Below are 12,653 nucleotides of genomic sequence, written 5' to 3'. Positions count from 1 at the left end.
TGATGCGGGCGCCGCGGCCGCTCAGCCGGCGTCGCGTGCGCGGGCGAGCGCCGCGAGGTTCCCTTCGCCGAACCCGTGGTGCCCCTTGCGCTGCACGATTTCGAAGAAGATCTCGCCGGGCCGGCGCTTGACGAAGGTCTGGAAGAACAGGCGCGGCACGCCGTCGCTGCCGATCTCACCGTCGACCAGCACCGCGTGGCGGCGCAGCGCGTCGAGGTCGACGCCGTGCCCCGGCAGCCGTGCGTCGACGTCGTCGTAATAGCGAGCCGGCGGCTCGACGAATTCGACGCCGTTCGCCCGCAGCGCATCGACGCAGGACAGGATGTCGTCGGTGGCCAGCGCGACGTGCTGCACGCCCTCACCGGGGTGGTCGGGCAGGTACGCATGCATCAGCTCGGTGCGCCGCGTGCCTTCCTCATAGACCGGAATCCGCACCGCGCCGCATGGCGACACCATCACGCGCGATTCCTCCGACACATGCCAGTGCGCGTCGATTTCGTGGATCTCGCGAAAATGCAGCAGGTCGTGGTAGAAATCCAGCCACTCCTGCATGCGCCCCGCGCCGACGGTCTGCGTGAAATGATCGACCTGCTGCAGCCCGACGCCCACGCAGTCGAGATCGGTATGTGCGGTTGCGATGTCGATCGGCCGGAAATCGATGTCGAAGATGGAAATATCGCCGACGCCGCCGCGCTGGCCGTCACGCCCGCGCCAGCGGTCGACGAAATAGAGGTGGGAATCGCCGATGCCCTGGATCGCCGGAATCTTCAGCTCGCCGACGCCGACCTTCTCGCCCTCGAACGCCCACGCGCCGAGCTCGATCGCCCGCTCGAATGCGCGCCGGGCGCTGGCCACGCGCAGCCCGATCGCGCAGACGCCCATCCCGTATTCCTCCGCGTAGCGCGCGGCGAACGAATCGGGCTCGGCGTTGATCAGGAAGTGCATCTGCCCTTGCCGGTACAGCGTGACGTTCTTGCTGACGTGCCGCGCGATCGCCTTGAAGCCGAGCTGCTCGAAGCGCTGCGCGAGCGCTTCCGGCACGGGCGCCGCGAATTCGACGAACTCGAGGCCGGCCATCCCGAGCGGATTGGCAACCGGATCGGCAACGGGCGGCGTATCGCTGGACAGGGGGTGGGAAGTGCCGGGCATTCCAGTCTCCGGGGCATGCGTCGATGGGGATGGCGCTCGTTGCGTGCGGGATGCGCCGCCAGGGTGGCGACCGCGCGTCCGCTCCGAACGGGCGAGTTTTCAATGCTGCCAATTTTAACCAGTTCGTTCACGGCGGCACACCCTGGCCAAACGGGATATCGTCACGCCGCCTAGTGCAAACCCGGAAAGCGTTCGATAATCGCACGGATTTGAACGATAATCGCGCACTCTGTCCGATTGGCCAATTGCCGCCATGCGGCGCGCGCCCTATTCTCCGTTCACTCATCGACTTCAATGCAGCATCGGACGCGGCGCCGCCACGATTCCACGATGCGCCGTGCCAGGAGACATCGCCATGACCCCAACCTTCGACACCCTCGACGCCGCAGCCAGCGCCCGCGCGCGCAGCCAGGCCCGCAAGGCCGCGATCGGCAGCTTCGTCGGCGCCGTCGTCGACTGGTACGACTTCCTGCTGTACGGGATCGTCGCCGCGCTGGTATTCAATTCCGAGTTCTTCCCGAAAGTCAGCCCGACGATGGGCACGCTCGCGGCGTTCGCGACCTTCGGCGTCGGCTTCCTGTTCCGGCCGCTCGGCGGCGTCGTGTTCGGCCACTACGGCGACCGGCTCGGCCGCAAGCGGATGCTGGTGCTGACCGTGATGCTGATGGGGCTGTCGACGGTCGCGATCGGCCTGCTGCCGGCGTTCTCGACGATCGGCTGGTGGGCGCCCGTGCTGCTGGTGCTGATGCGCGCGATCCAGGGTTTCGCGGTCGGCGGCGAATGGGGCGGCGCGGCGCTGATGGCCGTCGAAAGCGCGCCGAAGCAGAAGAAGGCGTTCTACAGCAGCGGCGTGCAGGTCGGCTACGGCGTCGGCCTCGTGCTGGCCACGGGCATCGTGTCGATCCTGAGCCACACGCTCGGCGAGGCCGCGTTCAAGTCGTGGGGCTGGCGCCTGCCGTTCGTGTTCAGCATCGTGCTCGTGCTGATCGGGCTGTGGGTGCGCAAGAACATGGACGAATCGCAGGAGTTCGTCGAGAAGGTCGAACACGGCAACCGCAAGTTGCGCCTGCCGGTGCTGGAAGCGCTCACGCGCCATCCGAAGGCATTCCTGCTGATCATCGCGCTGCGCCTGGCCGAACTGTTCACGATGTATATCGTCACCGCGTTCGCGCTCAGCTATTCGACGACGAACCTCGGCATGTCGCGCGACCTGTTCCTGAACATCGGCCTGCTGGTGGGCGCGGTGAGCTGCGTGACGATCCCGTGCTTCGCGTGGCTGGCCGACCGCTACGGCCTGCGCCGCATCTACCTGATCGGCGCGCTGATCGGCCTGGCGTCCGCGGTGCCGTTCTTCATCGCGCTGGAAGCGCGGTCGATCGCTTGGATCGTGATCTTCTCGATCCTGCTCGCGAATGCCGCGCACGACATGGTCGTGAGCGTCCAGCAGCCGCTGTTCACCGAGCTGTTCGGCGCCGAATACCGCTATAGCGGGGCGGGCGTCGGCTACCAGTTCGCGAGCGTGGTCGGCGGCGGGTTCACGCCGTTCATCGCGGTCGGCCTCGTCAGCATGGCCGGCGGCTCGTGGCACCTCGTCGCCGGTTATCTCGCGGTGGGCTGCCTGATCTCGCTGGTGGTCGCCGCGCGGATGCGGGCGGCGCAGTAACACGCTGACCGGATGGACGGCCCGATGCGCGGCCGGCCATCCGGCTTGGCTCGACGATGACCTGCAACGGCGCCACTGCCTCGTGTTCGAGCGCACGACGTCAAACACTGTCAGTTACACGCGTCGATTCGCCCTTTTCCCCGCTGAACATGCCACGCCGCCCGCCGACCAATGGCATCATATGGGCCTACGTCAGTCACCGATACGCCCCCATATCATGTCGAATCTCATCGTCCACGGCGGCACTCCGCTGCGCGGGGACATCAAGCCGTCCGCGAACAAGAACGCCGTCCTGCCGATTCTGTGCGCCACCCTGTTGACCGATCAGCCGCTGCGCCTCATCGGCGTGCCGGACATCACCGACGTGCGCAAGATCCTCGACATCTTCCGCACGCTCGGCAGCGAGGTGTCGGTCGACTTCACGACGGGCCTGCTCGAACTCCACCATCGCAACACGACATTCGATCCGGCCGTCCATCGGCTGCCGGAAGCGATGCGCTCGTCGATCATGCTGATCCCGCCGCTGCTCGCGCGCTTCGGCGTCGCGCGCCTCGAGAACGACGTGAAGGGCTGCACGCTCGGCGTGCGCGAGATCGATCCGCACGTCGAGGTGTTCGAGCGCTTCGGCGCGCACATCGAGCGCACGCCTGATTCGCTGATCGTCCGCACCGACGGCCCGCTGACGGCCAACGACCACTGGCTCGACTACGCGTCGGTCACGACCACCGAGAACTTCGCGCTGTGCGCGACGGCCGCCAACGGCACGTCGACGCTGATGAACGCCGCGTCCGAGCCGCACGTGCAGGAGTTCTGCCAGTTCCTCGCGATGATCGGCGTCGCGATCGAGGGCATCGGCACGTCGCGGCTGTGCGTGACGGGCGGCCACAAGCTCGGCGGCGGCGAGTTCCGCTTCGCCGAGGATTTCCACGAGATCGCGACGTTCCTCGCGCTCGGCGCGATCACCGGCGGCGACATCACGGTGCGCAACTCGTCGCCCGAACATTTCCCGCTGATCGACCGCACGTTCGCGAAGTTCGGCGTCAACGTCACGCACCGCGACGGCTGGTCGCGCGCGGAGCGCGACGGCCCGCTGCGCGTGCGCCGGCCGTTCACGCAGAACATCCTCACCAAGGTCGAAGCCGCGCCGTGGCCGTACCTGCCGGTCGACCTGCTGCCGATCTTCATCGCACTCGGCGTGCGTGCGGAAGGCAGCGCGATGTTCTGGAACAAGGTGTACGACGGCGCGCTCGGCTGGTCCGGCGAACTGTCGAAGTTCGGCGCGCACGTGCTGCTGTCCGATCCGCACCGGCTGATCACGTTCGGCGGGCTGCAACTGACGCCGGCGCGCGTCGAGAGCCCGTACATCATCCGCGTCGCGATCGCGCTGCTGATGGTGGCCGCGAGCATCGAAGGCCGTTCGGAAATCATGAACGCGCTGCCGATCCGCCGCGCACACCCGCACTTCGTCGAGAACCTGCGCTCGGTCGGCGCGAACGTCGAGTGGACGAGCAGCGAGTAAAGCCCTGACGGTACGGCGCAAGCGCTGCGAACAGCCGTACCATCCTCCCCACCCGGCCGGCGCCTGCGCCGGCCGCGCCTTCCCGCGTTACTCGCCTCCTCCGCAATCGACATCGCCGCCGCCCATGTGGTCGAACCCGTAAAGCATCACGGCCGTCGTGCCGCGCGCGGGGTTACTCGGGCGTTTCGCCAGGCTTTCATCGAGCGGAGACGACGGATACTGGACACTCGTGTCCATCAGGTTGCCCGGCTCCGAGCGCAACTCCGCTTCGGTCAGCTTGCTTCCTTCCGCGCGCGGCAGCCCGAACGCCTTGCGCACGTCCGCTTCGTTCCACGTCCCCTTCAGCGTGACGGTGACCATCTGCAGCCTGCCTTGCTCCCAGTCGAGATCGACCTTCGTCGCGAGCGGATGCACGCCGGCCGCGAGCCGGTCGGGGAACGCCGGGCCCTCGTAGTAGGCCTTCGTGTTCTTGCACGCGTCGCCGGTGTTCCGGTACTGCTTCAGCGCGCAATTGAAGCGCTTGTCACGGTAGCCGAAGGCCGTTTCGACGTAACAGCCGAATTTCGGTGACGTCATGCGCGGCCACGCGCGGATGTCGGCGGTCGGACGCGGCAATGACGTGTCAGCCGAGGAATTGGCAGCGGCAAGTAACGGCACGAACGCGGCGTACGCGATAAACAGGGATTGTCGGATTTTCATGTCCAGTTCAAGTCGATGCCGCGTTTGGCCCGATGTCATGTTCGCCTGCACTGACAGACGCACGGGGCGGGCAACGCGGAAACCATCGGAGTGGGGATCGGCTCGTATCAGATTCGTACGCGTCCAATTGCCCGAATTCTCCGGGCCGGGGATTCTAACGTCCCGTTTCCGATTCCGCGATTTTCAACACCCGGCTTCGAAATGATCGAGACGGCAACGCCCCCGGATTCAAAGCGGGAATCAATCGGACCACCTGCTTCCCTCAAATCGCATGAAACCGAAATTCGACCTGCTATCGATGCGCGAAGTGTGGATAGACGCTTACCTCACCGGCGACGTCGAGCAATTGGCCTACGTGGAAAGCGCTCATTTCTTCGTCAAGCACGGCGGACTGACAAAGACGAAACAACAGCAGCTGGCCCGCCTGCGGACCTTCTCAGCCGAGTATGTTTCGCGCATGTCGGGCATGACGTACGTGGACGAGTCGCGGTGCATTATCGAGTACGGTGAATGGGCGACGATATCCGGGATTTGCGCGATGCGGAAAAACGGCCAAGTTTTCGAGCGAAACGCATTTACCGAGTTATGGGTAATTGACGACGGACATGGCAAGTCGCCGCGCTGTGTTACAGGCACCAGCCGCACTTGGTCGGCGCGAACGTCGGTGGGACGAGCGGCGAGCAAGGCTGCACCGGAGGGGATGCGCCCCATCCAGATTCCCCTCCTTCCCCATGCGACCGACATTAGGATACCGGCGCCCCGCCTGACCGCGAATCACAATCGGCGGATCCAGGCAGTCTGTCGGCACTAGCCGCCGAAACCGTCGGTACTCACGCGAACGGATTTTTCAGCACCGGCCCACCCTCCACACGCAAGCCGTCATGCATGTCCTCGGTATAGAGGTATTCACAGCCCTCGATCGAAGCGCTTGCAACGATACATGCGTCGTAAAAGGACAAGCCGTGCCGCTCCGCCAGCTTTCGTCCCAGGTCATGCGTGTCGACCGAGATCGGCACGACACGGCACAAACTCCTGATCGGCTCCAGAAACTGCCCCACGTCGATCCACGGCATCCGCAATTTGCGACTGCAGACACTGGCTACCTCGTTCAGTACCTGGACACTGATGGTCGGCCGCCGAAGCAGGAGTGACTCTGCCAGGTTCGCCTTGGTATCGTCCTCGGACAACAGGTAAAGCACGACGTTGCTGTCGACGAACGAGTGCGTCGCATCAGTCCCGCTCATTCGCCTCATCCCGGCTGAACTTGAAATCGGCGGGCAACTTGCCACGGAAACGCCGCAACCGCTGCAGAAGCTCTTCGGGCCGCGGCTTGCGACTCACGGCGAAAACGCGAGGGCTATCGACCACGATTTCGATGTCGTCACCTTCGCGAAGCTCCAGGGCTTCGACCACACTGGCCGGAAGGCGGACGGCCAGACTATTGCCCCACTTTGCAACCTGCATATGGACCTCCTTGGATATACATATTCAATTGTATATCCCGCCCCCCCCGTCTGCAAAGCTGACCAAATGGGGGATCCCGTCCCCCGCACGCCTTTCACCTGAAAAAGTGCGCGATAATCGCCCATTCACGCGCGATGACCGCGCATTCCGACGCCTGATCACGACGATGAAAAAGCCCGAACTCGACCGACGCGACTGGATTGCCGGCCTCGAAAAAGGCCTGGCGATCCTCGAGGCGTTCGACAGCCAGCATGCGCGCATGACGCCCACCCAGGCCGCCGCGCGCACCGGCCTCACGCGCACGGCCGCGCGGCGCTACCTGCTGACGCTCGAATCACTCGGCTACGTGTACACCGACGGCAAGCTGTACGGTCTCACGCCGCGCGTGCTGCGGGTCGGCTGGTCGTACTTCGATTCGGCCCGCCTGCCGCGCACGGTCCAGCCCTATCTGCAGCAATTGAGCGCGTCGCTGAACGAGTCGGCGTACGTGAGCGTGCTCGACGACTGGGAACTCGTGTTCATCGCGCGCAACGGCGTGTCGCGCGTGATGACGACCGGCTTCGTGCTCGGCGCGCGCGTGCCGGCGCCGCTGACGTCGCCCGGCGTCGTGCTGCTCGCCCATCATCCGGATCGCGAAGCCGTGCGCGCGTGGCTCGACGACACCGAACTGCCGCCGTTCACGCCGCACACGATCACCAACAAGGCGCGCCTGCTCGAACAGGTCGACCAGGCACGCGACGCCGGTTTCGCGGCGATCGAACAGCAATTGCAGGTGGGCGTGCGCGGGATCGCGGTGCCGCTGAAGAACCGTCATGGTGAAGTGGTCGCCGCGCTGAGCACGAACATGCCGATCGGCGCGGAGACGACCGACGCGGCCGTGCGGCGCGTCCTGCCGCATCTGCAGGAAGCCGCGCTCGCGATGCTCAACGTGCTGTAGCAATACGCGGAGACGGGCAAGCCGCGCGCCGGAACGGGCCGCGCAACGTCACCGTTACCGTCACCCGATCCGCCACCACCGCGGCAGCAGGTCGCGCACTTCGCGCCGCCGGTAACGGTCGTCGATCAGGTGCACGACACCTTCGTCGTGCTCGGTGCGGATCACGCGCCCCGCCGCCTGCACGACTTTCTGCAAGCCCGGGTACAGGTACATGTAGTCGTAGCCGTTGCCGAAGCGCGCATCCATCGCACGCCGCATCTGCTCGTTGACGTCGTTGACCTGCGGCAACCCGAGCGTCGCGATGAACGCGCCGATCAGCCGCTCGCCGACCAGGTCCACGCCTTCCGAGAACGCACCGCCCAGCACCGCGAAGCCGACGCCGCGCCCGCCCGCGTCGAAGCGCGCGAGAAAGGCGTCGCGCTCGCTTTCCGCCATGCCGGGCGCCTGCGCCCAGACGGGCACGTCCGGATGCCGCGTCTGCATCAGCGCGACCACGCGGCCCAGATAGTCGAAGCTGCTCAGGAAGCCGAGATAGTTGCCGGGCCGTGTCGCGTATTGCGCGGCGATCAGGTCGGCGATCGGTTCGAGCGAACGGTCGCGGTCGCGCCAGCGCGTCGACACGTGGCTCGCGACGCGCACCGTCAGTTGCTCGGCGCGGAACGGCCCGTCGACGTCGAGCCAGCCCGTCTCGCCGGGCAATCCGAGCGTGTCGCGATAGAAATGAAACGGGCTCAGCGTGCCCGAGAACAGCACGGTCGCGCACGCGGCTTCGTAGCGCGGCGCGAGAAAGCCGGCCGGAATCACGTTGCGCACGCACAGCGTCGACTGGACGCGGCGCCGGCGGCCGGCCGACGCCACGCCGTCGAGCGCCGGCTGGCGCGGTATCGGTTCGCCGTGCAGCGTCGCGTCGAAGATCGACGCGCTGTCGAACGCTTCGGCCAGCACGCCGAACTGGATCGCCTCGAAATGAAACCGCAGCAGTGCATCGCCGTTCGCGCGCGGCGCGTCGGCCAGGTGTTCACCGATTGCCGCAACGAGGTTCTGCACGGCCGACACGATCGGGCCCGGAATCTCCGGATACGCGGCATAGCGCTCGATCTGCGCGCGGCTGACCGAGCCCCAGGCGCGGGCGAGCCGGTCGAACGCCTTGCGCAGTGCCGCGGGCGCAATCTCGCGCGCCGCCGCGAACGCGAACGGGTCAAGCGATGCGCTGTACATCTTCCTCGCGCGATCGAGCAGGTTGTGCGCTTCGTCGACGAGCACGCCGACGCGCCACTGGTTCTGCTGCGCGAGCGTGTGCAGCATCGCGCTGCCGTCGTAGTAGTAGTTGTAGTCGCCGATCACCATGTCGGACCAGCGCGCGAGCTCCTGCGACAGGTAGTACGGGCAGACGTCGTGCGCGAGCGCGGCCGCGCGCACCGTGTCGCGGTCGAGCAGCCCGGCCTCGATCGCCGCATCGCGCGCGGCCGGCAGCCGGTCGTAGAAGCCTTTCGCGAGCGGACACGATTCGCCGTGGCATGCGCTGTCCGGGTGCTCGCACGCCTTGTCGCGCGCGACGAGTTCCAGCACGCGCAGCGGCAGCGCCGGCGTGCCGGCGCCGAGCGTCGTCGCCGCCTCGAGCGCGAGCGCGCGGCCGGGTGTCTTCGCGGTCAGAAAGTACACGTGATCGAGCTCGCCCTCGCCGCAGGCCTTCAGCAGCGGAAACACGGTACCGAGCGTCTTGCCGATGCCGGTCGGCGCCTGCGCCATCAGGCACCGCTCGTCGCGTGCGGCGCGATAGACGGCCACCGCCAGCTCGCGCTGGCCGCTGCGGAACCGGCCGTGCGGAAACGCCAGCGCGCGCAGCGCCGCATCGCGCGCCGCCCGATGGGCCGTCTCGCGCTCGGCCCAGCCGACGAAGCACGCGCACTGCTCGGCGAAGAACGTCGCAAGCTCGGCCGCGCCCAGCGTTTGCGTCAGCACCGTCTCGCGCTCCGACACGATGTCGAAATAGACGAGCGCGACGTCGATTTCCGGAAGGCTGCGCGCGTCGCACATCAGGTGCGCGTAGACCTTCGCCTGCGCCCAGTGCAGCGCGCGGTGGTTGTCGGGCATCGCATCGAGGCTGCCGCGATAGGTCTTGATCTCCTCGAGACGGTTCGCCACCGGGTCGTAGCCGTCCGCGCGGCCGCGCACGGTGAGCGTGCCCCAGGTGCCCGTCAGCGCGATCTCGGTTTCGTAGCGGGCGCCGCGATTCGACGTGACCGCACCGTGGCCGGCGATGCCTTCGAGCGCGGTCGGTGCGGGCGTGAAGCGCAGGTCGAGGTCGCCGCGTCGCGCGGTGAACTCGCACATCGCCCGCACCGCGACGACGTAGCTCATGCGGACAGCCCCGCCGCTTCGGCGTGCGCGACGCCCTCACCGGCCCACTCGACATCGATCACGCGCACCGGCATGCCGTGCGCGACGCAGTACGCGAGCCAGCGCGTCTGGTTGTCCTGCAGGCGGTCGCCGGGGCCTTTCACCTCGATCAGCTCGTAGCGGCGCTCGCCGGGCCAGAAGCGGACGAGATCGGGCAACCCCGAGCGGTTGCTGCGGATATCCGCGAGCAGGCGCGTGAACCACAGCCGCAAGTGCTCGGGCGGCAGGCATGCGAGCGCCTCGTCGAGCAACGCGTCCGTCAGCACGCCCCAGAACACGAACGGCGATTGCAGCCCGGCCTTCGTCGCGAAATGCCGGCGGATCGTGTCGCGATACGCGCCCGAATCGAGCTGCGCAAAGCACGCGGCGAACGCTTCCGCACGACGCGCGACGAAATCCGGTGCGTGCAGATCGGCCGGACCGCGCTGGAACGGGTGGAAGAACGCACCGGGCACCGCGGCGAACACGGGCTCCCAGCACAGCAGCCCGAACAGCGAATTGATCAGCGTGTTTTCGACGTAATGGACCGGCGAAGCCGGCTGCGCAAGATGGTCGCGCACCGCGAATTCGACGCTGACGAATGCGTCCGGGCGAGCAATCACGAGTGTCTCGCGCGGCACGTCCGCCGCCGCGGCAGCACGCTCGACACGCTGGCCGAGCCGGCGCTGCAGGCGCGGCAGCATCCGCTCGACACGCTGGCGCTCCTCGTCGCTCTCGAAGCCGCCGCGCGCATCGAGCGCCAGCGCGAGCGCCTCGCCGTCACGCCCGCAGCGTTCGAGCACGCGGATGCGCCGATGGCGGCTGCCGGGCCATGCGCTGCGTGCATACGCGTCGAGCGCGCCGTCCCAGTCGGCCCGGCGCTCACACGTCTGCCCGAGCGCGAACAGCAGCTTCGCGCGACGCGTCACGAGCCACGGCTGGGTGCAGCCGACCGCGTCGATGGCGCGCATCAGGTCGTCGAACGGCAGATCGTCGGGCCACGCGTCGAGCGCGTCGCGACACATCTGCAGCGCGAGATATGCATCGACGTCGCCGCGCTGCTGGAACGCACGCGACGACGGCGCGATCGGCACGCTTTCGTACTGGAACACGCCGAGATCGGCGAGCACGAACTCGCTCCAGTCCTGATGGAGATTGCCGAAGAACATCAGGCGCAGCCGGTCGCACAGCGCACCGACCGTCACGCGCAGCACGCGGTCGCCGGCCTGCGCGCACCACGCGTCGAGCGGTTGCGCGACGTCGTGCGCGGGCCGCAGCCGCTCGAGCCATTCGGGCTTGCGCTCGCCGGCATGCGCGGCGAGTGCCGGAAAGATGCGCAGCAGATCGGCCTTGGTCGACAGCGCGAACAGTTCGTCGAGCGTCAGCGCAGGCGCCGGATCGACCCAGCCGAGTGCGACGAGCGGCGCGACCGCGTCGAGCGTGCAGCCGATTTCGTCGTAGACGAGCTTGCTGGCGCGGAAGTCGGACCCGTTGCGCATCAGCATCCGCACGAGCAGCGCGCGCGACGCCTGCGGCAGCGTGGCGAACTGCCCGACGAACGCGTGCTCGTGTACGTCGAACAGGTCGTCGTAACGCGCGCCGAGCCAGGCCAGCGCGCGTTCGAAATTGGTCAGGTAGTAAAACGCCGGGGGCGTCGGCGATGCAGGCGTCACGGGGATCCATCACTGTACATTTGTACAGGTCGGAATCATATCAAATGTGACGGCATCTGCCGCACGCCCCGTCGGCGATCGGCTCCGCGGCCCCACTCAGAACTGGTAATTCACCGACATGTCGAACACGCCGTTGGTCTTCTGCTGCGTGATCGGGCTGTGCGCGGCGCGGCCGACGAGCTGCTCGAGCGCGCCGTCGATCGTGATGAACCAGTGCTTGTTCACGAACCAGGCCATCGTCACGCCCGCGCCGACCGACTTGAGCCCGGCCCCTGACGAATAGGCCGGCAGCCCCGAGCGCGCGGCGACGCCCTGGCTCACGCCGAACCAGCTGTTCATGTAGCGCGAATCGGCGAACGACACGGTCGGCCCCGCGAACCAGAAGAAATGCTCGTTGCTGCCGGGCATCGGCATGTACGCGGAGAAATCGCCGACCCAGCCATTCGAGCCGCCGATGCTGCGCCGGATATCCGCGCGCAGCACGAGCGGAAACTCCTTCGAGATCACGTAATCGGCCGCCAGTTTCATCACCGGCGCCGCGTTGATGTTGTCGAGGCCGTTCAGGTGCTGGAGGTCGTCGGCCGAGCGGCGCCCGAGGTCGTAACCGACGGACAGGCTCACGCGCCAGTTCGGCCCGCGCAGCACGTTCGCGCCGAGCCCTTCGCCGGTCGACAGGAAGAACAGGTCGCGATAGCGGATATCGATCGTCGGGCCGCCCATCACGCGATAGCGATCGGAGCCCGCATAGCGCGGCTGCAGCGTCATCGCGGCGCCCATGCTGATATCCCAGGTGGAGATGTTCGGCTCGTACAGCTTCTGGAGCGGCACGCCCGCCGAGTATTGCCACTCGCCGAGCGGTGAAGGCGTCTGGGCCGACGCGTCGCGGGCGCCGGCCGCGGCAAGCGCCGCGCAGGCCGACACCCCGGAAACGAACCGGCGTGCGCCGGGTGACAACAAAGGGCGAGCAACAGTCATCAAGGTCCCCGTCGGTTGCGCGAAACGAACCTGAAATAAAGAAGCGCATTACGCCTCTTCGGCTGCAGCGGTGGGCAGCCTGCGGCGCGAACGTAGCGTGCGCTGAATTAACGGACATCCTACGCGACCCACGCGCGGACGCAAAGCGCCCGCTGCGTGCGGGCACTTTGCCGTACGCGGGACAGTCCGGTGAAG

11 protein-coding genes are annotated in these 12,653 nt (G+C 67.1%); 4 read left to right on the top strand and 7 right to left on the bottom strand.

The genetic code is table 11. From position 1 onward, the window contains the following. Window positions 1-21: 21 nt before the first annotated feature. Window positions 22-1,149 carry a 4-hydroxyphenylpyruvate dioxygenase family protein gene (locus tag CFB39_RS25055; RefSeq protein WP_089474853.1) on the bottom strand — a complete coding sequence of 376 codons (1,128 nt, stop codon included), beginning with the start codon at window positions 1,147-1,149 and terminating at the stop codon, window positions 22-24. Between the two features lie 355 nt (window positions 1,150-1,504). Between CFB39_RS25055 and shiA the strand changes: the two genes are divergently transcribed. Together shiA and CFB39_RS25040 are read left to right on the top strand one after the other, a co-directional pair. After that, entirely contained in the window at window positions 1,505-2,812 is a 1,308-nt protein-coding gene (gene shiA / locus CFB39_RS25045; RefSeq protein WP_089474852.1) for a shikimate transporter, read from the top strand. A 217-nt stretch (window positions 2,813-3,029) separates the two neighbouring features. Further along, a complete protein-coding gene (locus CFB39_RS25040) occupies window positions 3,030-4,331 on the top strand; it encodes a UDP-N-acetylglucosamine 1-carboxyvinyltransferase (protein ID WP_089474851.1) in 1,302 nt (433 codons plus the stop codon). Window positions 4,332-4,418: 87 nt separating this feature from the next. On the opposite strand, the gene CFB39_RS25035 is transcribed toward CFB39_RS25040, so the two are convergent. Further along, entirely contained in the window at window positions 4,419-4,907 is a 489-nt protein-coding gene (locus CFB39_RS25035; protein WP_256991454.1) for a hypothetical protein, read from the bottom strand. 394 nt (window positions 4,908-5,301) lie between these two features. On the opposite strand from CFB39_RS25035, the gene CFB39_RS25030 reads away from it, so the two are divergent. Then, the gene (locus CFB39_RS25030; protein ID WP_144030313.1) at window positions 5,302-5,841 is read left to right on the top strand and encodes a hypothetical protein; all 540 of its coding nucleotides are present in this window, start codon (window positions 5,302-5,304) and stop codon (window positions 5,839-5,841) included. Window positions 5,842-5,860: 19 nt separating this feature from the next. On the opposite strand, the gene CFB39_RS25025 is transcribed toward CFB39_RS25030, so the two are convergent. Together CFB39_RS25025 and CFB39_RS25020 are read right to left on the bottom strand one after the other, a co-directional pair. Beyond that, on the bottom strand, window positions 5,861-6,274 hold the full coding sequence (locus tag CFB39_RS25025) for a PIN domain-containing protein (protein WP_089474848.1): 414 nt from the start codon (window positions 6,272-6,274) through the stop codon (window positions 5,861-5,863). Next, window positions 6,261-6,494, bottom strand: a complete 234-nt coding sequence (locus CFB39_RS25020) for an AbrB/MazE/SpoVT family DNA-binding domain-containing protein (protein WP_089474847.1) — start codon at window positions 6,492-6,494, stop codon at window positions 6,261-6,263. Before CFB39_RS25020 ends, CFB39_RS25025 begins: the two co-directional genes overlap by 14 nt. 166 nt (window positions 6,495-6,660) lie before the next feature. Between CFB39_RS25020 and CFB39_RS25015 the strand changes: the two genes are divergently transcribed. After that, window positions 6,661-7,431, top strand: coding sequence for an IclR family transcriptional regulator C-terminal domain-containing protein (locus CFB39_RS25015; protein ID WP_089427504.1), 771 nt, complete (start codon window positions 6,661-6,663; stop codon window positions 7,429-7,431). Between the two features lie 60 nt (window positions 7,432-7,491). On the opposite strand, the gene CFB39_RS25010 is transcribed toward CFB39_RS25015, so the two are convergent. The 3 genes from CFB39_RS25010 to CFB39_RS25000 form a co-directional block, all read right to left on the bottom strand. Then, complete coding sequence (locus CFB39_RS25010) at window positions 7,492-9,792, bottom strand: ATP-dependent DNA helicase (protein ID WP_089474846.1); 2,301 nt, start codon at window positions 9,790-9,792, stop codon at window positions 7,492-7,494. Then, window positions 9,789-11,483, bottom strand: coding sequence for a VRR-NUC domain-containing protein (locus CFB39_RS25005; protein ID WP_089474845.1), 1,695 nt, complete (start codon window positions 11,481-11,483; stop codon window positions 9,789-9,791). The genes CFB39_RS25010 and CFB39_RS25005 overlap by 4 nt, the downstream gene beginning before the upstream one ends. A gap of 96 nt (window positions 11,484-11,579) precedes the next feature. Next, a complete protein-coding gene (locus CFB39_RS25000; RefSeq protein ID WP_089474844.1) occupies window positions 11,580-12,458 on the bottom strand; it encodes a MipA/OmpV family protein in 879 nt (292 codons plus the stop codon). Between the last annotated feature and the right edge of the window lie 195 nt (window positions 12,459-12,653).

Origin of the sequence: Burkholderia sp. AU6039, assembly GCF_002223365.1 — a bacterium.
Lineage (GTDB): Bacteria > Pseudomonadota > Gammaproteobacteria > Burkholderiales > Burkholderiaceae > Burkholderia.
Note: the sequence above shows the minus strand (reverse complement) of the source record. Positions and strands in the feature narration are given on the sequence as shown.

Coding starts and splice junctions, on each gene's coding strand:
- CFB39_RS25040 (WP_089474851.1), top strand. CDS start 3,030: ATGTCGAATCTCATCGTCCACGGCGGCACTCCGCTGCGCGGGGACATC.
- CFB39_RS25015 (WP_089427504.1), top strand. CDS start 6,661: ATGAAAAAGCCCGAACTCGACCGACGCGACTGGATTGCCGGCCTCGAA.
- CFB39_RS25030 (WP_144030313.1), top strand. CDS start 5,302: ATGAAACCGAAATTCGACCTGCTATCGATGCGCGAAGTGTGGATAGAC.
- CFB39_RS25020 (WP_089474847.1), bottom strand. CDS start 6,494: ATGCAGGTTGCAAAGTGGGGCAATAGTCTGGCCGTCCGCCTTCCGGCC.
- CFB39_RS25010 (WP_089474846.1), bottom strand. CDS start 9,792: ATGAGCTACGTCGTCGCGGTGCGGGCGATGTGCGAGTTCACCGCGCGA.
- CFB39_RS25025 (WP_089474848.1), bottom strand. CDS start 6,274: ATGAGCGGGACTGATGCGACGCACTCGTTCGTCGACAGCAACGTCGTG.
- shiA (WP_089474852.1), top strand. CDS start 1,505: ATGACCCCAACCTTCGACACCCTCGACGCCGCAGCCAGCGCCCGCGCG.
- CFB39_RS25000 (WP_089474844.1), bottom strand. CDS start 12,458: ATGACTGTTGCTCGCCCTTTGTTGTCACCCGGCGCACGCCGGTTCGTT.
- CFB39_RS25035 (WP_256991454.1), bottom strand. CDS start 4,907: ATGACGTCACCGAAATTCGGCTGTTACGTCGAAACGGCCTTCGGCTAC.
- CFB39_RS25055 (WP_089474853.1), bottom strand. CDS start 1,149: ATGCCCGGCACTTCCCACCCCCTGTCCAGCGATACGCCGCCCGTTGCC.